This is a genomic window from Streptomyces sp. NPDC049597 (genome assembly GCF_040675505.1).
Lineage (GTDB): Bacteria > Actinomycetota > Actinomycetes > Streptomycetales > Streptomycetaceae > Streptomyces.
Window position 1 is genome coordinate 72,120 of the sequence record NZ_JBFAOY010000025.1, and the last position, 21,033, is coordinate 93,152.

Sequence of the window (21,033 nt, forward strand, 5' to 3'; positions counted from 1 at the left end):
CATGATGACAGCCACCGCCCCGCGCTTCGGCCCGTCCCCGCTGCGACGACTGCTCGCCGCGGTCGTCCTCGCCGGCACGCTCGTCGGCGCTCTGCTGGCCGGTGCGGGCCCCGCGTCGGCGCACGCCGCGCTGATCACGAGCGACCCGAAGGACGGGGCGGTGGTGCCCACCGCGCCCAAGGAGGTCACGCTCACCTTCTCCGAGCAGATCGCCATGGGCGACGACTCGATCCGCGTGCTCGAACCGAGCGGCAAGCGCGCCGACACGGCCGAGATCCGCGACCTCGGCTCCGGCGGCACCGTCAAGTACGGCGTCGCCCTTCACGCGGGTCTTCCGAACGGCACGTACACCGTGGCCTGGCAGGCGGTCTCCGCCGACAGCCACCCGGTCTCCGGCGCCTTCACCTTCTCCATCGGCGCGCCGTCGAAGACCACCGTCGCGCTGCCCGACCAGCAGGCCGGCGGCGGAGTCGTCGGCGTGCTGTACGGGATCGCGCGCTACGCCGCCTACGCGGGCTTCGTCCTGCTCACGGGCGGCGCGGCCTTCGTGCTCCTGTGCTGGCGGCGCGGTGCGTCGGTGCGGCCCGTGCAGCGTCTCGTCGCCCACGGGTGGGTGACGCTGACCGGGGCCACGCTGGCGATGCTGCTGCTGCGTTCGCCGTACACCGGCTCGGGCGAGCTCGCGGACGCGCTCGACCTCGGCGGGCTCGGGGACGTCCTCGAGACGAAGACCGGCGCCGCGCTCGTCTCCCGGCTGCTGCTGCTCGGAGCGGCCGCGCTGTTCGTCGCGGTGCTCTTCGGCGCGTATGCCCGGCGCGAGGACGAGGAGGAACGCAAGGACCTCACCATCGGGCTCGCCCTGGGGGGCTCAGTCGTCGCGGCCGGGATCGCCGCGACCTGGGCGCTGTCGGAGCACGCGTCCACCGGCATCCAGCCGGGGATCGCGATGCCCGTGGACGTCCTGCACCTGCTGGCCGTCGCGGTCTGGCTCGGCGGTCTGGCCACCCTGCTGACCGCGCTGTACCGCGCGCCGTCCGTGGAGCGCGAGGCCGTACGGCGGTTCTCCACGGCCGCGCTCGTCAGCGTCGCGGTGCTGGCGGCGACCGGGCTCTACCAGTCGTGGCGGCAGGTCGGCACGTGGTCGGCGCTCACCGGGACGCGGTACGGACAGCTGCTCCTGCTCAAGATCGGCCTCGTGGTGGTGCTGGTCGCCGTCGCGTGTATCTCGCGGCGCTGGACCGCGCGCCTGTCCGAGGTCGCTGCGTCCGGGCCCGCCGAGGACGCGACGACCGCGGACGACGAACCCGCCGAGGACGCGACGACCCCGGAGGTCGAACCCCCCGAGGACGCCGGCGCCGAGCCGGCCGACCCCGTCCGCGCCGCTCAACTCGCGCGGCAGAAGGCCGCGATCGCCACCGCCGAACGCAGGCGCACCAGGGACGCCGACGCCGAGCGCTCCGGACTGCGCCGTACCGTGCTGGCCGAGACCGCGGTCGCGGTCGTCCTGCTGGCCGTGACGACCGTGCTCACCTCGACCGAGCCGGGGCGTACGGAGGAGGAGGCCGCGCGCGGCGGCGAGCGGTCGGCCGCTCCCGCGGCCACCGGGCCCGCGGAGTTCGAGCTGCCCTTCGACACGGGCGGCGCACAGGGCAAGGGCACGGTACGGCTCAGCCTCGCCCCCGCGCAGCCCGGCGGGAACGAGATGCACGTGTGGACCGAGACGCAGGACGGCACACCGCTGGACGCCCCCGAGCTGAAGGTCTCGTTCACCCTGGAGGCCAAGGAGATCGGCCCGCTGCCCATCACGCCGGACCGGGTGACGGCGGGACACTGGAGCGCGCGTGCGGTCCAGATCCCCATGCCCGGCGACTGGCGGGTCAAGGTGACCGTGCGCACCTCCGACATCGACCAGACCACCGTCGACAAGAACATCAGGATCGGCTGAACCCCCGTGAACGACAACGACATCTCCAGGCGGCGGCTGCTCAGCGCCGCCGGCGCCGCGGGCGCGACCGGGCTCGTGCTCGGCGCCGCGGGCGGCGCCGCCGCGTACGCCGCCTCGTCGGACGCCCCGACGCCGCTGACCTCGGTCGGCGCCACCGGCGTCGCCTTCCACGGCACGCACCAGGCGGGGATCACCGACCCGCAGCAGGCCCACGGGCATCTGGTCGCCTTCGACCTCGTGCCCGGTGCCGGGCGCAAGGAGGCGGCCTCGCTGATGAGGCGCTGGTCGGCCCTGGCGGCGGAGCTCATGGCGGGGCGGCCCGCGGGAGACGGTGACACCGGCGTCGCGCTCGACGCCGGGCCGTCGTCGCTGACCGTCACCTTCGGGTTCGGCCGCACCTTCTTCGACCGTACGTCCCTGATCGCGGAACGCCCCGTGCAACTGGACCCGTTGCCGGCCTTCTCCTCGGACCGCCTCGACCCGAAGCGCTCCGACGGCGATCTGTGGGTGCAGATCGGCGCGGACGACGCGCTCGTCGCCTTCCACGCGCTGCGCGCGATCCAGAAGTCGGCGGGCGGGGCCGCGCGGGTGCGTTGGCAGATGAACGGCTTCAACCGCGCCCCGGGCGCGACCGCGAAGCCGATGACCGCCCGCAACCTGATGGGCCAGGTCGACGGCACCGGCAACCCCAAGCCGTCCGAACCGGACTTCCGGCAGCGGGTCTTCGTGCCGCAGGCGACCGAGCACGCCTGGATGGCAGGCGGTTCCTACGCCGTCGTGCGCCGTATCCGGATGCTGCTCGACGACTGGGACAAGCTGTCGCTGAGCAAGCAGGAGCAGGTCATCGGCCGCCGCAAGTCCGACGGCGCCCCGCTGACGGGCGGTACGGAGACGACGGAACTCGCCCTCGACGAGACCGGGCCCGACGGAAGGCTCGTGATCCCCGGCAACGCGCACGCGCGCATCTCCGCGCCCGAGCAGAACGGCGGTGCCGCGATGCTGCGGCGGCCCTTCTCCTTCCACGACGGGATCGACGCCGACGGGACCCCCGACGCGGGGCTGCTCTTCGTCTGCTGGCAGGCCGATCCGCTGCGCGGCTTCGTGCCGGTGCAGCGCAAGCTCGACCGCGGTGACGCGCTGTCCCCGTTCATCCGGCACGAGGCGAGCGGACTGTTCGCGGTGCCGGGCGGGCCGGCGAAGGGCGAGTACGTGGGGCAGCGACTGCTGGAGGGCTGAGCCGAGGCGGCGTACGGGCGGTCCGCGGCGCATTAGGGTGACCGTATGTCGGCCACGCGCTACACGTATCTCGGTCCCGAGGGCACCTTCACGGAGGCCGCCCTGCGTACCCTGCCGGAAGCCGCGACCCGGGAGCTGGTCCCGATGGTCTCGGTGCCTGCCGCACTCGACGCCGTACGGGCGGGTGAGGCCGCGGCGGCGCTCGTGCCGATCGAGAACTCCGTGGAGGGCGGCGTCACGGCCACCCTCGACGAACTGGCGTCGGGCGAGCCGCTGATGATCTACCGCGAGGTCGTCCTGCCCATCGCCTTCGCCCTGCTCGTGCGCCCGGGCACCAGTCTTTCCGAGATCAAGACGGTGACCGGCCACCCGGTGGCCCAGCCCCAGGTGCGCAACTGGCTGCGCGCGCATCTGCCGGACGCGCTGTGGGAATCGGCCGCGTCCAACGCGGACGGCGCGCGGCTCGTCCAGGAGGGACGGTTCGACGCCGCCTTCGCGGGCGCGTTCGCCGCGGCGACGTACGGGCTGGAGGCGCTGGTCACCGAGATCCACGACGCCGAGAACGCCGAGACGCGGTTCGTGCTGGTGGGCCGGCCGGCCAGGCCGGCGGCCCCGACGGGCGCGGACAAGACGTCGGTGGTGATCTGGCAGCGCGAGGACCATCCGGGTGCGCTGATGGAGCTGCTCCAGGAGTTCGCCGTACGCGGGGTCAACCTGATGCTGCTCCAGTCGCGTCCGACCGGGGCGGGCATCGGGAACTACTGCTTCGCCATCGACGCCGAGGGCCATGTCTCCGACCGCCGGGTGGGCGAGGCGCTGATGGGCCTGAAGCGGATCTGCCAGGAGGTCCGGTTCCTCGGCTCGTACCCGAGGGCGGGGGTGGCGCCCGAGCGGGTGCGTCCGCTGCGCCCGGGGACGTCGGACGCCGAGTTCACCGCGGCGTCCGACTGGCTGGCGCGCTGCCAGGACGGCCGCGCACAGGACTGAGTCGTAAGGGCAGATTTTCGTTGTCCACAGAACTTATCCACAGGCGCGCTTCTCGACCTGGGGACAAGTCGACAACACATCGCCACATCGTCGACAAATCGGCCCAGGTCTCCCCCTTCCTTCCACAGAGCGCCGGGTCGGCCCCTGTCACCCTCATTCCATTGATCAACTCTTCAGAGCGAGGAATTCCCACCCGAATGAGTGCGTGGGGGCGATTTGATCAGGGAATCCCGGGGCACGCACAGACCTTTCGGAATGATCAATTCCATAGTCCACAGACCGCTCGGACACCCTGTGGATAACTCCGCTCCCCGCCGAACACCTGTGGACAAGCGGTCCACGATCCGGACAGGTCCTGGAGAATGGCGGCCCGGATCGGGGAATTGCCCCCGCCTTTATTGATTCCGGCAATTCGGTCAAAGTGACACGCAAGGCAATATCGGGTGGGGTGGCCCGAGTCGGCACCGGTAGCCTGGTGGGGTGATTGACCTTCGCCTGCTCCGTGAGGACCCCGACCGTGTTCGCGCCTCCCAGCGCGCCCGTGGAGAGGATGTCGACCTCGTCGACGCGCTTCTCTCCGCCGATGAGCGGCGAAGGTCCTCGGGCCTCCGCTTCGACGAGCTGCGTTCCGAGCAGAAGTCGCTCGGCAAGCTCGTCTCCAAGGCCTCTCCCGAGGAGCGCGCCGAGCTCCTGAAGAAGGCCGAGCAGCTCAAGACCGACGTCAAGGCCGCCGAGGCCGCCCAGAACGACGCCGACGAGGAGACCAGGCAGCTCCTGCTCAAGCTCGGCAACATCGTCCACCCGGACGTTCCGGTCGGCGGCGAGGAGGACTTCGTCGTCCTGGAGACGCACGGCACGATCCGCGACTTCGCCGCCGAGGGCTTCGAGCCCAAGGACCACCTGGAGCTCGGCGAGGCGCTCGGCGCCATCGACGTCGAGCGCGGCGCCAAGGTCTCCGGCTCGCGCTTCTACTACCTGACCGGCGTCGGCGCCCTCCTGGAGCTCGCCCTCGTCAACGCCGCGATCGCCCAGGCGACCGAGGCGGGCTTCATCCCGATGCTCACCCCCGCGCTGGTCCGCCCGCGCGCCATGGAGGGCACCGGCTTCCTCGGCCAGGCCGCGGAGAACGTGTACCACCTGGAGAAGGACGACTACTACCTGGTCGGCACCTCCGAGGTCCCGCTCGCCGCGTACCACATGGACGAGATCATCGACGGCGACAAGCTGCCGCTGCGGTACGCGGGCTTCTCTCCCTGCTTCCGCCGCGAGGCCGGCACGTACGGCAAGGACACCCGCGGCATCTTCCGGGTCCACCAGTTCGACAAGGTCGAGATGTTCTCGTACGTCGCTCCGGAGGACGCCGAGGCCGAGCACAAGCGGCTGCTGGAGTGGGAGAAGCAGTGGCTGACCGGCCTGGAGCTGCCGTTCCAGGTGATCGATGTCGCCACCGGTGACCTCGGCGCCTCCGCCTCGCGCAAGTACGACTGCGAGGCGTGGATCCCGACCCAGGGCAAGTACCGCGAGCTGACCTCCGCGTCGAACTGCGACGAGTTCCAGGCGCGCCGCCTGTCCGTCCGCATGCGCGACGGCAAGAAGGTGCAGCCGCTGGCGACGCTGAACGGCACGCTGTGCGCCGTGCCGCGCACCATCGTGGCGATCCTGGAGAACCACCAGCTGGCCGACGGTTCGGTGCGCGTCCCCGAGGTGCTGCGTCCCTACCTCGGCGGCCGTGAGGTGCTGGAGCCGGTCTCCAAGTGAGTTCCGCCCCCTTCCCGTACAAGCTCGTCGCGACGGACCTGGACGGCACGCTTCTGCGCGGCGACGAGACCGTCTCGGAGCGCACGCGTGACGCGCTCGCCGCGGCCACCGCGGCGGGCGCCGCGCACATCGTCGTCACCGGGCGCGCGGTGCCGTGGACGCGGCACATCCTGGACGACCTCGGTTACGACGGCCTGGCGGTGTGCGGGCAGGGGGCGCAGGTCTACCACGCGGGCGAACACCGGCTGCTGACGTCGGTCACCCTGGACCGGCAGCTGGCCGGGCTCGCCCTCTCCAAGATCGAGGCGGAGGTCGGCCCGCTGCTGCTGGCGGCGAGCCGGGACGGGCTCGACGGCGACGTGCTGATCGGCGAGGGCTACCGCGTGCAGGAAGGCCCGCTGCCGTACGTGCCGATGAAGGAGCCGGCCGACCTGTGGGCCGCTCCGCTGAACAAGGTCTACATCCAGCATCCGACGCTGGACGACGACGAACTGGCCGCGGTGGCCAGGGCGACGGTCGGCAGTCTCGTGGACGTGGTCATGGCGGGCGCCGGGATCGTGGAGATCCTCCCGCTGGGCCTGAGCAAGGCCACGGGCCTGTCGCTGGCCGCGCGCCGGCTGGGCGTGCGGGGCGCGGACACGATCGCCTTCGGCGACATGCCGAACGACATCCCGATGTTCGGCTGGGCGGCGCACGGCGTGGCGATGGCGAACGCGCACGACGAACTCAAGGCGGTGGCCCACGAGATCACGGCGTCCAACGAGAACGACGGCATCGCGGTGGTGCTGGAGCACCTGCTCCGGGGCTGACGGCGGAGGATGCGCGGATCGAACGCGCGCAGGGTCGGAGCCCTGACCACGGCTTAGCAAGCCGCTGCCTTACCACTCGGCCAATCCTCCGGGAGGGGGGCGGCCCGCGCGGATGCGCGCTCGAAGCGGCCGCCCCCTGGGCAGCCGCTCCGGGCGGCCGTGCGGAGGGTGATGACTACTCCGCGGCCTGCCCGGTGCCGCCCCGACGGGAGCACAACGGACTTCGACTCGAACTCTCGGTCATCGCCGCACTCCTCTCCCGGTCGGTGGCACCGGCACTCGCACGCGTGTGCGGTACCGGCTTCAACCACTCTGCCCGGCAAGGGCGTTCGGCGCCACTGGTTTTCGCGTCAGCGGGCCCGCAGGACCTCGACGTTGAAGACGTGCGCACCGAGCGCGGTGGCCACCCCCACGAACAGCAGCGCGAAGTGCTCCTGGCCCCGGGCCGTGGCGATGCCGCCGAGGTCGAGCCGGGACGCGGCCGGCCAGCCGAAGTCCTCCAGCAGGTCGCCGACGCGCTCCTTTGCACCGGCGTCGTCCCCGGACAGGAAGACCGTGCCGGGCGGGGTCAGCAGGTCGGGACGGATCATGACCGAGGCGTCCATGGTGGACAGCGTCTTGACGACCGCCGTGTCCGGCAGCGCCCGCTGGAGGATCTCGCCCACGCTCTCGTTGTGGTGCACCAGCTCCATGGCGGGCGTCAGGGCGACGGTGACGTCGAGCAGCACCTTGCCGGCCAGCTGCGGCCGCACCGAGGCGAGCAGTTCGACGCTCTCGGAGGTCCCCGGCGTGGCGTTGACGACGATGTCCCCGTGTGCGGCCGCCTCGGCGACGGTGACCACGGGGTGGTCCAGGTCCTTCCTGTTCTGAGGGTCGCGGGAGCCGAGCACCACGTCGTGCCCGGCGCGCACGGCCCCGGCCGCGAGTGTTCTGGCGACGTTTCCTGTGCCGATGATCGCGAGGTTCGTCATGGGGGTGACGCTAGGCGGGAGGGCGGTGCGCCCGTATCGGCCGGGGGAACCAGAAGGCGACTGGGCTCCCGCCCTAGGTCGGGGGAACGAGGCCCCCCACCTCCACCGTTCCCGAAAGGCGGTCGCTTTGCCGCGCCCGGACACAGCCCCGCAGGCCCCCTCCTGCTTCCCGCCACCGAGGCCGACGTGCCGTCCCGCCCCGGGGGCACAGCACGCGGCGGGCCCTGGTCGCGCGTCCCCTCGTACTCCTGACCGGCATCGTGCCGGCCTCGCTCAACATGCGGGCGGTGTTCGCGAGCGTCTCGCCGCTCGTCGGCGAGATCGGTGCGTCGTTCGGCCTCTCGTCGGCCGCGAGCAGCCTGATCACCTCGGTCCCCGTGGTCTTCCTCGGGGTCGGCGCGCTTGTCTCACCTTGGCCGGGCCGCCGCTTCGGCACGGAACGGGTGCTGTTCGCCGCCCTGTTGCTCCTCGCCCCGGGCATCGCGGTCCGCGTGCTGCCGTCGGTCGTCGCCCTGTACGGCGGCGGCGTGCTGGTCGGCACCGCGATCGCTCTGCTCAACGTGCTGATGCCCGGGCTGATCAAGTGGGACTTCCCGGATCGCGCCGCCTCGATGACCTCGGTCTGCACCGGGGCCGTGATCGCGGGGGCGACGCCGGCCGCGGCCTGGTCCGTACCGCTGGAGCGGTTGCTGGGCGGCGGGTGGCAGGCGTCGCTCGCGTCGTGGGCGCTGTCGGCGCTCGCCTGGCAGGTCACCCTGTTCATGGGCCTGCAGTCCCTGTGGTCGTACGTGCTGATCGCCTGGATGCCGACCGTTCTCACCGACCACGGCATGGCCGCCTCCACAGCACGGTCTGGTGTTCGCGTCAACAACCTGATCCAGGTCGCCGGCGCCTTCGCGCTGCCCCCGCTCGCCGGGAGGACGCGGAGCCAGCGCCCGCTGATCGTTCTCGCGACCGCCACCGTGGCCGCGGGTTTCGCCGGGCTGATGGCCCCCCGGCGGACGGGGCCTGGCTGTGGGTGGCCGTTCTCGGCGGCGGCCAAGGCGGCGCTCTGAGCCTCGCCCTGACGTTCATCGTTCTGCGTACGGACGAGGCCGCGACGGCGGCGGCCCGGCTGTCGGGGATGGCACAGGCGGTGGGACATCTCGCGGCCACCGGACCGTTGGCGGCGGGCGCCGTCCATCAGGCGACGGGCACCTGGTCCCTGCCGCCGGCGACGCTGATGCTCGGGGTGTGTGCGGTCGCGACCGTCGCGGGCGTCCTCGCCGCCCGCGACCGCACCGTGTGACGCCTGCGTGGCCGGGCCGCGCCCGTCACTCCTCGCCGGCGAGCTTGAGCACCCGCAGCTTCTGGCCCGCGTACCAGGTCGCCGCCACGGTCACCCCCGCGAGCAGCGCCACCGCGGCGGGCAGGCCGACGTCCGAGCCGATCATTCCCTCGCCGCCGATCTTCTCGGCCAGCGACAGGGACCACTGCTGGACGCTGAGCGTCCGCGCCCCGGGGACCAGGCTGCCGAACAGCGTCTCCCACACCAGGGCATAGACGAGCCCGATGACCACCGCGTGCCGGCTGACCGTGCCCAGCAGCAGGAAGAGGGCGCTGTACGCGATGGAGGCGACCAGGGCCGCGACCGTGCAGGCGATCGCGATCTGCTGCCCGTTGCCGTTGAGGATGAAGCCCGCGACGAACGTGGGGACGGCCGAGAAGGCCATGGTCACGGCGATCGCCACGATCAGCTTGGTGAAGATGATCGTCGGCCGTTTCACCGGCTTGGCCAGCAGGTAGACGATCGAGCCGTCGTCGATCTCGGGGCCGATCGCGCCCGTTCCCGCGATCACACCGATCAGCGGCACCATCGTGGCGAGGGCGAACCCGCTCAGGACGTCGGCCGCGACCTGGTCGTCCGCGCCGTTGAACGTTCGCACGGCGGCGGCGATCAGCAGCAGCAGAGCGGGCAGCACGAACAGGATGGCGGCGCGCCGCCTGCCGAGCAGGGCCCGATAGGTGAGCCGGGCGACTGTGGGGTTGTACATGGACGTCACAGCTCCTTTCAGGCCGCTACGAGGTAGGAGAAGACCGATTCGAGGGACTCGTCGGACGGCGAGACCGTGAGCAGCCGGATGCCGTGCTCCCGCGCGACCCTCGGCAGCAGCTCGGTGAAGCGGCCGAAGTCGACGGCCTGGATGCGCAGCGCCCCCTCGCCGAGGTCGACCTCGATGCCGGCTGTGGACGGGTCGGCGATCAGGGCGGCGGCGAGCGCCCGGTCGTCGCTGGAGCGGACCAGGTAGCGGTGCGGGCGGTCGGTCATCAGGCGGCGGATCCGGCGGAAGTCACCGCTGGCCGCGTGCCGCCCGGCGACGATCACCTCGATGTGGGAGGCCAGTTGCTCGACCTCCTCCAGGATGTGCGAGGAGAACAGCACGGTCCGGCCGTCCGCGCCCATGCGGCGCAGCAGGTCCATGAGCTGCATGCGCTGGCGCGGGTCCATGCCGTTGAAGGGCTCGTCCAGCAGCAGCACGGACGGGTCGTGGACCAGCGCGGAGGCCATCTTCACGCGCTGGCGCATGCCCTTGCTGTACGTCGCGATCTTGCGGTCCTGGGCGTACTCCATCTCGACCGTGGCGAGCGCCCGTGCCGCCTCGCGGTCGCCCAGGCCGTGCAGTTCGGCGTTGGCGACGACGAACTCGCGGCCCGTGAGGAAGTCGTACATCGCCTCCCGCTCGGGGACGACGCCGATCTGCCGGTAGACCGACTCGTTGCGCCAGATCGGCCGGCCGTCGAGGGTGACGGTGCCGGTGGAGGGGGCGAGGAAGCCGCCCATCATGTTGATGAGGGTGGACTTCCCTGCGCCGTTGGGGCCGAGGAGACCGGTGACGCCGGGGCCGATCGCCATGGTGACGTCGTTGACGGCCACCACGTTGCCGAACCAGCGCGACGCGTGCTCGATGTTGACCGTTGTCACAGGCCGACCTTCCGGTAGCGGCGCATCAGCACGGCGTACGAGCCGGCGACGAGCGCGAGGACGACGAGGAGGTAGACGACGCCGGCACCGGCTCCCGGGCCTTCGCCGCCCGGGAAGGCGGACGTGGCGCCGAGGAACGCGGTCTGCACCCCGTCGATGAGCGTGACCGGCGAGAACACGCCGAGCCACGGGACGGCACCGGCCGAGCCTGTCTCCCAGGCGATGGCCTGGACCGTGGACACGGCGCCGTAGGTGATGGTGAACGTGGCGATCACGGCGGCGACGCCGAAGCCGCGCCGCGGGGTGAAGGCGGCGAGCACGAGGCCGATGCCGCCGAAGAGGACGGAGAGGAGAGCCACGGAGACCATGCCCTGCGCGAAGCCCTTCGTCTGGTCGGCGAAGTCGAACTTCGCCAGCAGCGCGCCCAGATAGAGGATGACCAGCGGCGTTGCCGTGAGGACGAAGAGCGCGGAGGCCATCGCCGCGAACTTGGCGACCACGTAGTCGACGCGCTCGATGGGACGCGAGAAATACAGCGGGACCGACTTGAACCGCAGGTCGCGGGAGACGGACTGGGGTGCCTGTGCCGCCAGGAACAGGGCGATCAGCGCCTGCATGATGATCGCGAAGCGGGTGTACTCCACCGGCAGGTCCGACATCGTCGGCACCGAGATCGCGACGGCCACCATGATCGCCGCCACGAGGCACATGATGCCGAGCAGGATCATCGGCAGGACCTTGGACTTGGCCGAGCGGCCGAGGCCGTACGCGCCGCGCAGCGACTGCGAGTAGAGCGAGCGGCGCGCGTAGGCGCGGCCGAGGCGGGGACCGTCGTAGGTGCGGTACCCGATGTTGTGGATCCGCGTGGTCTCCGGGGCTCCGGGGGTCTGCGTGCTCACCGGGCCTGCACCTCCATGGGCCGGTCGGCCGTCTCCGGGCGGAAGACCTCCGCGATGTGGTGACGGCGCTGTTCCATCCGGACGAGGCCGAGGCCGAGGTCGGCGACGGTGTCCCGGACGATGTCGTACGTCTCCTCGCCGGCGGCCTCGAGCAGCAGGATGTGGCCGGCGCCGGGCAGGCCCTCCTCCGTCCGCTCGTGCAGCGTCACTCCGGCCGCGGCGAGCGCGGCCCGCAGCGCGGCGGTGCCGTCGGGATGCGTCTCGGAGTCGGTGACCTCGACCGCGAGCGTGGTCGTGGTCTGGGTGAAGTCCTTCGTGGAGCTGGAGCGCAGCAGCGTGCCGCCGTCGATGACGACGACGTGGTCGCAGGTGCGCTCCAGTTCGCCGAGGAGGTGGGACGTGACCAGGACTGAGATGCCGAAGTCGGTGTGGACGCGGCGAATCAGGCCGAGCATCTCGTCGCGGCCGACCGGGTCGAGCCCGTTCGTCGGCTCGTCGAGGAGGACGAGCTGCGGGTCGTGGACGAGGGCCTGCGCCAGCTTCACGCGCTGCTTCATGCCGGTCGAGTAGCCGCCGATGGGGCGGTAGCGCTCCTCGTACAGGCCGACGTGGCGCAGCGTGTCGGCGGTGCGCTCGCGGGCGGCCGTCGGCGGCAGTCCCGACATGCGCGCCATGTGGACGACGAACTCGGTGGCCGAGACGTCGGGCGGCAGGCAGTCGTGTTCGGGCATGTAGCCGACGCGCTCGCGGATCTGCGCTCCGCTCGTGGCCACGTCGAGTCCGAGCACGGCGGCACGGCCCTCGGTGGCGGGGGACAGACCCAGCAGGATCTTGATCAACGTGGACTTGCCGGCTCCGTTGGCGCCCACCAGGCCGGTCACACCGGGGCCGATGTCCAACGAGAGCCGGTCAAGCGCGGTCACCCTCGGGAACCGCTTGCTCAGGCTTTCGGTCGCGATCACAGTCACACTTCGACGGTAGTGGCGTCCGCCACACCTGACGTCAGCCTCGCGGCCCGGTCTGCGTCCGACTCGAGAGGTACGGACCCGTAGGGGCGATGCGACCTGAGGAGGCGGCTGCGGCGGAGCGCGGATCTCGTCGACCGCGTCGCACGCCGGCATCGGTCGAGGCGGTGCCGGGTGCGTGGGACGCGGGGTGCGGCCTGGACGGGGTGCTCGGCGCACTGGAACGGATTCCGGTGCGAGGAGGACGAGTTCCTGGTGCGGAACCCGCAAAATCCAGACATGACAGGGGAGTTGTGTTCCGCTGGTGTTCCAGGTCGCAATCTCCAGGTGCCACACGGAGTTTCAGGGGCCAGGTCGGGCACATTGCGGCACGCTCCCCGGAGTTCACCTCCGCACACGCCTCCGTCCGGCACTTCGGTCGTCGGAAGCCTGCCTACGCCAAACCGGCGTGTCGTCCGGCGTCCTCGCCGGGCTGGCTCAACAAATGGTCACGCCGCAACTCGCCCCGCGAGACAGGGGCTTCACGATCCGGCGTACACGTTGGGCGGCGTCCTGGATCATGCCGCTCAGAGCACTGTCGGTGGTGCTTCTCCGCGCACAAGGGATGCGGAGCGGCAGCTTGTTGGCAAGGCGCCTGCCGCCGCTGTGCATCGCAGTGACGTCCGAACACGGGTATGCACGAGGGGAGTTGGACTCGTCCACCACAACGTCCATCGGCCGAAGAGGATTTGACCAAATGGCGCAAATCTCCTGAGCGTTGTCCACAAGTTCGCCAATTCTCCTGTGGATAAGTGAAGTTGGTTGTGGACCAAACATCTGGGCGGAAATTTTTCCAGTGGCGTGGCCGACATCGTGGAGGCACGCTGGAGGTATGAACGCAAGACCCGTCGGCGCCTCCCCGGACGACCGGCGCACCGTCAAGGTGTCGAAGTACCTCTCGAAGCATCTGAGGCACCAGCCGGAGCGGATCGGCATCACCCTCGACGCGAACGGCTGGGTACCGATCGACGAGCTGATGCGCGCGGCAGCGGAGCACGGCTTCCCCTTCACCCGCGCCGAGCTCGACCATGTCGTGGCCGTCAACGACAAGAGGCGCTTCACCGTCGACGGAGCCCGTATCCGCGCCAACCAGGGCCACACGGTGGACGTCGATCTCGGGCTCCCTGCGGCCGAACCGCCCGAGTACCTGTACCACGGCACCGTCGCGCGCAGCCTGGACGCGATCCGCGCCGAGGGACTGCGCGCGATGAGCCGACACGACGTCCACCTCTCGCCCGACCGGGGGACCGCCACCCGCGTCGGCGCCCGCCGGGGGCGGCCCGTGGTGCTGGCCGTCCACGCGGGCGCGCTGCACCGGGCGGGCCATGTCTTCCGGGTCAGCGCCAACGGCGTGTGGCTGACGGCCTCGGTGCCCCCGGAGTTCATCCGCTTCCCAGGTGCCTAGCACCCCCGCTCGCCCCGCTCTCCTCGAAACCGCCCTGAGCCGCCGGCGGCGCGACCGGTCGCGTGTACGCGGCGTGTGACGCCGCACCGGTCAGCGGCCGAGCTGTCCCAGGGCCTCCGTCGCGATCTGCTCGAAGACGGCCTGGTCGGCGGCGAAGACCGAGTCGGGGATGGGCGCGTGGATGACGATCTCGTCGAAACCGAGGGCGGCGTGCCGGCCCGCGAAGTCGACGAACGCGTCCAGCGATTCCAGCGGCCGCCCCCGGTCGGGGGTGAACCCGGTCAGCAGGATCTTCTCCAGCTCGGCTTCGTCCCGGCCGGCCTCGGCGCATGCCTTCGACAGCCCGTCCATCTGCCCGCGGATGGCCTCGACCGACTGCTCGGGCGTCCCCGTCTCGAACAGCTTCGGGTCGCCGGTCGTCACCCACGCCTGCCCGTACGCGGCGGCGAGCCTCAGCCCCCGCGGCCCGGTGGCGGCGACGGCGAACGGCAGCCGCGGGCGCTGGACACAGCCGGGGATGTTGCGTGCCTCGACAGCCGAGTAGAAGGTCCCCTCGTGGGTGACGGCCTCCTCGGTCAGCAGCCTGTCGAGCAGCTGCACGAACTCGGCGAACCGGTCGGCCCGCTCCCGCGGCGTCCACGCCTCCTGTCCGAGCGCCGTGGCGTCGAAGCCGACACCGCCCGAGCCGATACCGAGCGTGATCCGCCCGCCGGAGACGTCGTCCAGGGAGATCAGCTCCTTGGCGAGGGTCACCGGGTGCCGGAAATTGGGAGAGGTCACCAGCGTGCCCAGCCGCATCCGTGCGGTCGCGGCCGCCGCGGCGGTCAACGTCGGCACGGCGCCGTACCAGGGCCCGTCCCGGAAGGTCCGCCACGACAGGTGGTCGTAGGTGTACGCGGCGTGGAAGCCGAGCTGCTCGGCACGCAGCCACTGGTCGCGGCCGCCGTCGTGCCAGGGTCGTACGGGAAGGATCACGGTGCTCAAACGCATGCGTCGAGCGTACGGGGCGGCGCACGGGAAAGCCGCCCCCCTCAGATGTGCGCCCTCCCGCACGGCCGTGCACCCGGTACGGGAGAATGTGACGGTGACCTCAGCTACCGATCCCCGCCACCTGCCCGCGACGCCCCGGCTGATCGCCACCGACCTCGACGGCACACTGCTGCGCGACGACAAGTCCCTCTCGGACCGGACGATCGCCGCGCTCGCCGCCGCCGAGGAGGCCGGGATCGAGGTCTTCTTCGTCACCGGCCGCCCGGCCCGCTGGATGGACGTCGTGAGCGACCACGTCCACGGCCACGGCCTCGCGATCTGCGCGAACGGCGCGGCCGTCGTGGATCTGCACTCCGGCGGGCAGCTGCTCAAGGTCCGTGACCTGCCGAGGGCGAACGCGCTCGACGTGGTGACCGCCCTGCGGGCCGCGGCTCCCGGCACCTCGTTCGCCGTCGAACTGGCCACCGGCATCCACTACGAGCCCGACTACCCGCCCTTCCACCTCGACCCGGGCGCGACCGTCGCCACGGCCGAGAAGCTGCTCCACGAACCGCGGCCCGGCGAGGGCGCCCCCGTGCTCAAGCTGCTGGCCCACCACTCCGAGCTGACCCCCGACGGGTTCCTCGCGCTGGCCCGCGCGGCCACCGGGAATCTCGCCTCCGTCACCCGTTCCAGCCCCACCGCGCTGCTGGAGATCAGCGGCCTGGGCGTGAGCAAGGCCAGCACGCTCGCCCTGTGCTGCGCGGAGCGCGGGATCTCGGCCGACGAGGTCGTGGCCTTCGGGGACATGCCGAACGACGTGGAGATGCTGACCTGGGCAGGCACCTCGTTCGCGATGGGCAACGCCCATCCGGACGTCGTCGCCGCCGCGTCCGGGCGGACCGTCGCCAACAACGACGACGGCGTCGCCGTCGTGATCGAGCAGATCCTCACCCGGCATGCCCGGGCGCGGGGCTGACCCGGCGCCGCCCCCGGCCGGTCTGACGTCCGCCGGGGGCTTGGCTGCCGTTCGCCGGCCCGCTACACGGGGACGCCGTGCTCCCGCAGCCAGGCCAGCGGTTCGACCCCCGACCCCAGGTAGGGCGTGAGCCGCACCTCGAAGTGCAGGTGCGGACCCGTCGAGTTGCCCGAGGTACCGGCCTGGCCGATCCACTGGCCGGTGCGCACCCGCTCGCCCTGGTCCACGGTCACCGCGGCCAGGTGCGCGTACTGCGAGTAGTAGCCGCCCGGGTGCTCGACGACGACCTCGATGCCGAAGCCGCCGCCGCAGGACACCGAGACCACCCGGCCCGCCCCGATCGAGCGCACCGGCGCGCCGATGCCGACGGCGAAGTCCTGCCCGGTGTGCCGCCGTGCCCAGCGCTCGCCGACGCTGTCGAACCCGGCGGACAGGCTGTAGTCCTCCACGGGTGCGACCCACTCGGGTCCCCCTTCAGGCAGCTCGGGCTGCTCGAGGCGGACGGCGCCCGCGCAGGCGCCCGCCGCCACGCTGGCGTCTGCCTCACCCTGCAGCTGCCACTGCGCGGTCTCCAGTTTCGCCTCGATACCCCGCTTGACCACCGCGAGCTGCGCCTGGCGCGTGGCGAGGTTCCGCCAGGCGGCCTGCGCCTTCTGCTCGGCACGCCCGAGCCGCCGCTCGGCCAGACTGGCCCGCTCCAGCAGCAGGTTCACCGCCCGCTCCGTCTTCGCCGCGACACTGTAGCCGCGCAGCAACGCGTCGGGGTTGTCTGCGAGCAGCAGCCGTGCGGCGTGGGCGAGGGAACCGCCCGTGCGGTACTGCTCGCGCGCGACGCCGCCGATCGAGTCGTGGATGGCCGCGAGCTCCGCCTTCCGCTCCGCCAGTCGGGACTGGAGATTCTCCGCCACGACGCGCTGCACGTCCGCCGCACGCCTGCTCCGCTCGTACGCCGCGGTGGCCTTGGCCGCCTCGGAGAACAGCCGTGCCACTTCGACGGCGACCGGGGGCGCGGGCTGGTCGGCGCTCGGGGCGAGGGGGGCGGGCCGGTCGAGTACCGGCAGCGCGGGCTGGTCGGGGAGGGGCGGCTCGGGCTGATCAAGGACGGGCTGCAGCGCGGCAGCGACGGCCGACGGCTTCGGCTCCCCGGCCGCCGCGGCGGATGCCGGCGCACCGAGGAGCGTGCACAGCACCACCGGAACGATCATCAGCCGGTCACGGTGTCTCAAGCACATTCCGCGATCGTCGCCCGGCTTCGCCGCCAAGTCGGGCAGCGGTGCGGTGTCGTACGGCCACCTGGCCCAGCAGGCACCGCGCTCGGGCGACAGACGCCCGCCGAACGGCCCCGCGGTACTGCAGCGATGCCTCCCGAAAGGCCGTCGTACCCGCGCTGCCGCCCCGACGCCCGGTCCGGCGCCGCTCGATCCGCCCCCTGCCCCGGCCCGGTACGCGGGATTACGCAGCCCGTTGGACCAGGGGCCGCAGGCCCCCGGTGCGCGGCGTCGGACGGCTTCCCCGCGAGGGCACGGCCCTGCTGCCGAGGCTAGCGAGGCAGGTGGGAGGCAGAGAGCCGGGAGCCGTGGGCGTCGGCGGCCCGCTCCCGCTCCAGCAGCGACCGCAACGGCCCCTCCACCAGGGCGAGCGCGTCGTACGGGCCGCGCTGCACGACGCGCCCCGCCTCCAGCACCACGACCTCGTCGACGGCCTCCAGACCGCGCAGACGATGCGTGATCAGTACGGTCGCCGGACCCGCGCCGCTCCGCTTCTCGGCGGCCGCGAGCAGGTCGGCGGTGAGTGCGTCGGCGGTCGCCAGGTCGAGATGCTCGGCCGGCTCGTCCAGGACGAGCACCGGGAAGTCCGCGAGCAGTGCCCGTGCCAGGGCGAGCCGCTGGCGCTGGCCGCCCGAGAGGCGGGCTCCGTGTTCCCCCACGAGCGTGTCGAGCCCCTCGGGCAGCGCGTCGGCCCAGTCCAGCAGGCGCGCCTCGCCGAGCGCCCGCCTGAGGTCGTCCTCCGTGGCCTCCGGTCGTGCCAGGCGCAGGTTCTCCCGCAGCGTGCTGTCGAAGATGTGGGCGTCCTGGGCGCACAGCCCCACGAGACGCCGTACCGCATCGCCCTCCAGGGCCTCGGCCGGGACGCCGCCGAGCGTGTACGTCCCCGAGGCGGCGTCAAGAAAACGGAGCAGCACGTGGGCGAGCGTCGTCTTCCCCGACCCGGAGGCGCCGACGACGGCCACCCGGCGGCCTGCCGTGAGGGTCAGGTCGACGCCGCTCAGCGCGTCCGCCTCCTGCCCCGCGTACCGGGCGCCGATCCCGCGCAGTTCCAGCGGGAAGGCGGTGGCGGGCGGTGCTGCCGGGTGCGAGGGCTCGTGCACCGGCACGGGCGCGTCCAGCACCTCGTGCACCCGCTCGGCGCTGCGCTCGACCCGGCGGCGGTACTGCACGGCGAGCGGCAGTCCGAGGACCGTCTCGAAGGCGGCGAGCGGTGTGAGGACGACGACCGCGAGGCTCACGCCGGCGAGCCGGCCGTCGTGCACCGCCTGGACGCCGGTGAACGCGGCGCCCACGACGGTCAGGCCGCAGATCAGCGACGAGAGCCCGCCGCCGAGTGCGGTGGCGGCCGCTCCGCGCGCGGCGATGCCGGTCAGGTTCCGGTCCGCGTCCCGCGCAGCGGCGAGCCGCCGCGGCAGCGCCCCGGCCACGGCCAGTTCGGCCGTTCCGCGCAGCAGGTCGGCCACCGTGGTGGCGAGCACTCCGCGCGCCGGCGCCAGCTGCCGCTCCGCCCGCCGGGCGACGGCCCCGCTCAGCAGCGGCACGCCCACGCCCGCGGCCAGCAGGCCGGCGGCGAGGACGGCCCCCGCCGCGGGCAGCAGCCAGGCGGTGAACCCGACGGAGGCCGCGCCGACGACGACGGCCGCGCCCGCGGGAAGCATCCAGCGCAGCCAGTAGTCCTGGAGGGCGTCCACGTCGGCGACCAGCCGCGAGAGGAGATCCCCGCGCCGGGTCCGGCGCAGCCCGGCGGGCGCGATCCGCTCCAGCCGCCGGTAGACCGCGACCCGTGTCTCGGCGAGCATGCGGAGCACCGCGTCGTGCGAGACCAGTCGCTCCGCGTACCGGAATACGGCCCGTCCGATGCCGAAGGCACGGGTGGCCGTGACCGCCACCATCAGGTAGAGCACCGGCGGCTGTTGGGACGCCCGGGATATCAGCCATCCGGACACGGCCATCAGCCCGACCGCCGATCCGAGGGCGAGGCTTCCCAGCAGAAGGGCCAGGGCGAGCCTGCCGCGCAGTCCGTCCGCCGCCGCACGGACCCTCAGCAACGGAGACCGCACAGCGTCCGGGACGAGGGCGCGTACGCCGGACGGCTCCGCGCCGGCCTCCTCGTCCGGCCGGACCACCTCGGGCGCCGGTGCCGGTCCGGCGGAGGCGTGCGCCGCGACGGAATCGCCACCGGTGCTGGTGAGCGTGACCACCCGGTCCGCCACGGCCAGCAGGGCCGGGCGGTGGACCACGAGCAGGACCGTGCGCCCCTGCGCCAGCCGGCCCACGGCCTCGACGACGCCCGCCTCCGTCTCGCCGTCGAGCGCGGCGGTCGGCTCGTCGAGCAGCACCAGCGGCCGGTCGGCCAGGAACGCCCGAGCGAGCGCGAGCCGTTGCCGCTGTCCGGCGGACAGCCCCGCGCCGTCCTCGCCGAGCAGCGTGCCCGCACCCGCGGGGAGAGCGCTGACGAAGTCGTACGCCCCGGCATCCCGCAGGGCGGCGGCCACCGCCGCGTCGTCCGCGTCCGGGCGGGCCAGCCGGACGTTCTCCGCGATCGTCCCGGCGAAGAGGTACGGGCGCTGCGGCACCCAGGCGATCTGCTGACGCCAGAGTTCGGGGTCGACGGCGGCGAGGTCGGTGCCGCCGATCCGCACCCGTCCCTCGGACGGTTCCACGAACCCCATCAGCACGTCCAGCAGCGTCGACTTGCCGACGCCGCTCCGACCGACCACGGCCACCGTCTCACCGGGCTCGACCACGAGCGAGGCCGCGGAGGGAGCGGCCTCGTCGCGCCCGGGACGGCGTACGGTGACCGCCTCGAACTCCAGCCGGAGCTCCTCCGGGACCGGCCTGCCGCCGGTGCGCGCCGGCTCCGTGCCGAGCACGTCGAAAATCTCCTCGGCGGCCGCGAGACCCTCGGCCGCCGCGTGGTACTGCGCTCCGACCTGACGCAATGGCAGATACGCCTCGGGCGCGAGGATGAGGATCACCAGGCCCGTGTACAGGTCGAGTTCCCCGTGGACGAGCCGCATGCCGATGCTGACCGCCACCAGTGCCACCGACAGCGTGGACAGCAACTCCAGGGCGAACGACGACAGGAACGCGATCCGCAGGGTGCGGACCGTCGCCTGCCGGTACTGCGTGGTGATCGAGCGGATCGACTCCGCCTGCGCCTTGGCCCGCCCGAACACCTTGAGCGTCGGCAGCCCGGCGACGACGTCCAGGAAGTGCCTGGAGAGCCGTGACAGCAACTGCCACTGACGGTCCATCCGGGACTGGGTGGCCCAGCCGATGAGCACCATGAACAGCGGGATCAGGGGCAGCGTCACCACGATGATCGCGGCGGAGACCCAGTCCTCGGTCACGATCCGGGCGAGCACGGCGACCGGGACCACCACCGCGAGCCCCAGCTGCGGAAGGTAGCGCGAGAAGTAGTCGTCCAGGGCGTCGATGCCGCGCGTGGCGAGCGTGACCAGTGCACCGGTGCCGCCCCGGGCCGGACCGTCATCACCTGCCCGGCCAGGGCCCAGATCGGCCGCCCGCGCCAGCAGCCGGCCGCGCAGCTCCGACTTGACCGCCGCGCTCGCCCGGTGGGCAGCCAGCTCGGTCAGCCAGGAGACGAGCGCTCGGCCGGCCGCGACGGCCGCCAGCAGCACCAGCGGCGCCGAGAGCCCCGACACGGTCAGCCCTCGATGGAAGGCGCCGACCACGACCTCGGCGACGAGCATCGCCTGCGCGATGACCAGCACCGCGCCGATGAGCCCGAGTACCACCACCGCGCCCAGGAAGAGGCGGGTGGCACGGGCGTACCGCAGAAGACGGGGGTCGATCGGTTTCACGTGAAACATCCCTC

17 protein-coding genes and 1 tRNA gene are annotated in these 21,033 nt (G+C 72.4%); 9 read left to right on the plus strand and 9 right to left on the minus strand.

Going from position 1 to position 21,033, the window contains the following annotated elements; genetic code table 11:
* The first annotated feature begins 4 nt into the window (after nucleotides 1-4).
* The 5 genes from AB0K02_RS25430 (at nucleotide 5) to AB0K02_RS25450 (ending at nucleotide 6,735) form a co-directional block, all read left to right on the plus strand.
* Entirely contained in the window at nucleotides 5-1,945 is a 1,941-nt protein-coding gene (locus AB0K02_RS25430) for a copper resistance protein CopC (RefSeq protein WP_365994862.1), read from the plus strand.
* Nucleotides 1,946-1,951: 6 nt separating this feature from the next.
* Complete coding sequence (gene efeB, locus AB0K02_RS25435) at nucleotides 1,952-3,181, plus strand: iron uptake transporter deferrochelatase/peroxidase subunit (protein ID WP_365994828.1); 1,230 nt, start codon at nucleotides 1,952-1,954, stop codon at nucleotides 3,179-3,181.
* Between the two features lie 45 nt (nucleotides 3,182-3,226).
* Nucleotides 3,227-4,168, plus strand: coding sequence for a prephenate dehydratase (pheA, locus tag AB0K02_RS25440; RefSeq protein WP_365994829.1), 942 nt, complete (start codon nucleotides 3,227-3,229; stop codon nucleotides 4,166-4,168).
* Between the two features lie 480 nt (nucleotides 4,169-4,648).
* On the plus strand, nucleotides 4,649-5,926 hold the full coding sequence (serS, locus tag AB0K02_RS25445) for a serine--tRNA ligase (protein WP_365994830.1): 1,278 nt from the start codon (nucleotides 4,649-4,651) through the stop codon (nucleotides 5,924-5,926).
* Nucleotides 5,923-6,735, plus strand: a complete 813-nt coding sequence (locus AB0K02_RS25450; protein WP_365994831.1) for an HAD family hydrolase — start codon at nucleotides 5,923-5,925, stop codon at nucleotides 6,733-6,735. The genes serS and AB0K02_RS25450 overlap by 4 nt, the downstream gene beginning before the upstream one ends.
* A 3-nt stretch (nucleotides 6,736-6,738) precedes the next feature.
* Here the strand turns inward: AB0K02_RS25450 and AB0K02_RS25455 are convergent.
* Nucleotides 6,739-6,825: transfer RNA gene (locus AB0K02_RS25455), tRNA-Ser, on the minus strand.
* 260 nt (nucleotides 6,826-7,085) lie between these two features.
* Entirely contained in the window at nucleotides 7,086-7,706 is a 621-nt protein-coding gene (locus tag AB0K02_RS25460) for an NAD(P)-binding domain-containing protein (protein ID WP_365994832.1), read from the minus strand.
* A 287-nt stretch (nucleotides 7,707-7,993) separates the two neighbouring features.
* Between AB0K02_RS25460 and AB0K02_RS25465 the strand changes: the two genes are divergently transcribed.
* A complete protein-coding gene (locus tag AB0K02_RS25465; RefSeq protein ID WP_365994833.1) occupies nucleotides 7,994-8,761 on the plus strand; it encodes a hypothetical protein in 768 nt (255 codons plus the stop codon).
* Entirely contained in the window at nucleotides 8,725-8,994 is a 270-nt protein-coding gene (locus tag AB0K02_RS25470) for a hypothetical protein (RefSeq protein ID WP_365994834.1), read from the plus strand. The genes AB0K02_RS25465 and AB0K02_RS25470 overlap by 37 nt, the downstream gene beginning before the upstream one ends.
* Nucleotides 8,995-9,019: 25 nt before the next feature.
* Here the strand turns inward: AB0K02_RS25470 and AB0K02_RS25475 are convergent, their stop codons facing one another.
* The 4 genes from AB0K02_RS25475 to AB0K02_RS25490 are packed head-to-tail and all read right to left on the minus strand — an operon-like array spanning nucleotide 9,020 to nucleotide 12,529.
* Entirely contained in the window at nucleotides 9,020-9,739 is a 720-nt protein-coding gene (locus tag AB0K02_RS25475; protein WP_365994835.1) for an ABC transporter permease, read from the minus strand.
* A gap of 17 nt (nucleotides 9,740-9,756) precedes the next feature.
* Nucleotides 9,757-10,668, minus strand: coding sequence for an ABC transporter ATP-binding protein (locus AB0K02_RS25480; protein WP_365994836.1), 912 nt, complete (start codon nucleotides 10,666-10,668; stop codon nucleotides 9,757-9,759).
* Nucleotides 10,665-11,567, minus strand: a complete 903-nt coding sequence (locus AB0K02_RS25485; RefSeq protein ID WP_365994837.1) for an ABC transporter permease — start codon at nucleotides 11,565-11,567, stop codon at nucleotides 10,665-10,667. Before AB0K02_RS25485 ends, AB0K02_RS25480 begins: the two co-directional genes overlap by 4 nt.
* The gene (locus AB0K02_RS25490; RefSeq protein WP_365994863.1) at nucleotides 11,564-12,529 is read right to left on the minus strand and encodes an ABC transporter ATP-binding protein; all 966 of its coding nucleotides are present in this window, start codon (nucleotides 12,527-12,529) and stop codon (nucleotides 11,564-11,566) included. The genes AB0K02_RS25485 and AB0K02_RS25490 overlap by 4 nt, the downstream gene beginning before the upstream one ends.
* 874 nt (nucleotides 12,530-13,403) lie before the next feature.
* On the opposite strand from AB0K02_RS25490, the gene AB0K02_RS25495 reads away from it, so the two are divergent.
* Nucleotides 13,404-13,976, plus strand: a complete 573-nt coding sequence (locus tag AB0K02_RS25495) for an RNA 2'-phosphotransferase (protein ID WP_365994838.1) — start codon at nucleotides 13,404-13,406, stop codon at nucleotides 13,974-13,976.
* Nucleotides 13,977-14,066: 90 nt separating this feature from the next.
* Here the strand turns inward: AB0K02_RS25495 and AB0K02_RS25500 are convergent, their stop codons facing one another.
* Complete coding sequence (locus tag AB0K02_RS25500; RefSeq protein WP_365994839.1) at nucleotides 14,067-14,966, minus strand: LLM class flavin-dependent oxidoreductase; 900 nt, start codon at nucleotides 14,964-14,966, stop codon at nucleotides 14,067-14,069.
* Between the two features lie 94 nt (nucleotides 14,967-15,060).
* On the opposite strand from AB0K02_RS25500, the gene AB0K02_RS25505 reads away from it, so the two are divergent.
* On the plus strand, nucleotides 15,061-15,924 hold the full coding sequence (locus AB0K02_RS25505) for an HAD hydrolase family protein (protein WP_365994840.1): 864 nt from the start codon (nucleotides 15,061-15,063) through the stop codon (nucleotides 15,922-15,924).
* 62 nt (nucleotides 15,925-15,986) lie between these two features.
* Here the strand turns inward: AB0K02_RS25505 and AB0K02_RS25510 are convergent, their stop codons facing one another.
* Together AB0K02_RS25510 and cydD are read right to left on the minus strand one after the other, a co-directional pair.
* On the minus strand, nucleotides 15,987-17,150 hold the full coding sequence (locus AB0K02_RS25510; RefSeq protein WP_365994841.1) for a M23 family metallopeptidase: 1,164 nt from the start codon (nucleotides 17,148-17,150) through the stop codon (nucleotides 15,987-15,989).
* Between the two features lie 314 nt (nucleotides 17,151-17,464).
* On the minus strand, nucleotides 17,465-21,019 hold the full coding sequence (gene cydD / locus AB0K02_RS25515) for a thiol reductant ABC exporter subunit CydD (protein ID WP_365994842.1): 3,555 nt from the start codon (nucleotides 21,017-21,019) through the stop codon (nucleotides 17,465-17,467).
* Between the last annotated feature and the right edge of the window lie 14 nt (nucleotides 21,020-21,033).

Excerpts from the sequence above, each read along its gene's own strand:
- AB0K02_RS25430 (WP_365994862.1), top strand. The coding sequence starts at position 5 with ATGACAGCCACCGCCCCGCGCTTCGGCCCGTCCCCGCTGCGACGACTG.
- pheA (WP_365994829.1), top strand. The coding sequence starts at position 3,227 with ATGTCGGCCACGCGCTACACGTATCTCGGTCCCGAGGGCACCTTCACG.
- AB0K02_RS25460 (WP_365994832.1), bottom strand. The coding sequence starts at position 7,706 with ATGACGAACCTCGCGATCATCGGCACAGGAAACGTCGCCAGAACACTC.
- AB0K02_RS25475 (WP_365994835.1), bottom strand. The coding sequence starts at position 9,739 with ATGTACAACCCCACAGTCGCCCGGCTCACCTATCGGGCCCTGCTCGGC.
- AB0K02_RS25495 (WP_365994838.1), top strand. The coding sequence starts at position 13,404 with ATGAACGCAAGACCCGTCGGCGCCTCCCCGGACGACCGGCGCACCGTC.
- AB0K02_RS25500 (WP_365994839.1), bottom strand. The coding sequence starts at position 14,966 with ATGCGTTTGAGCACCGTGATCCTTCCCGTACGACCCTGGCACGACGGC.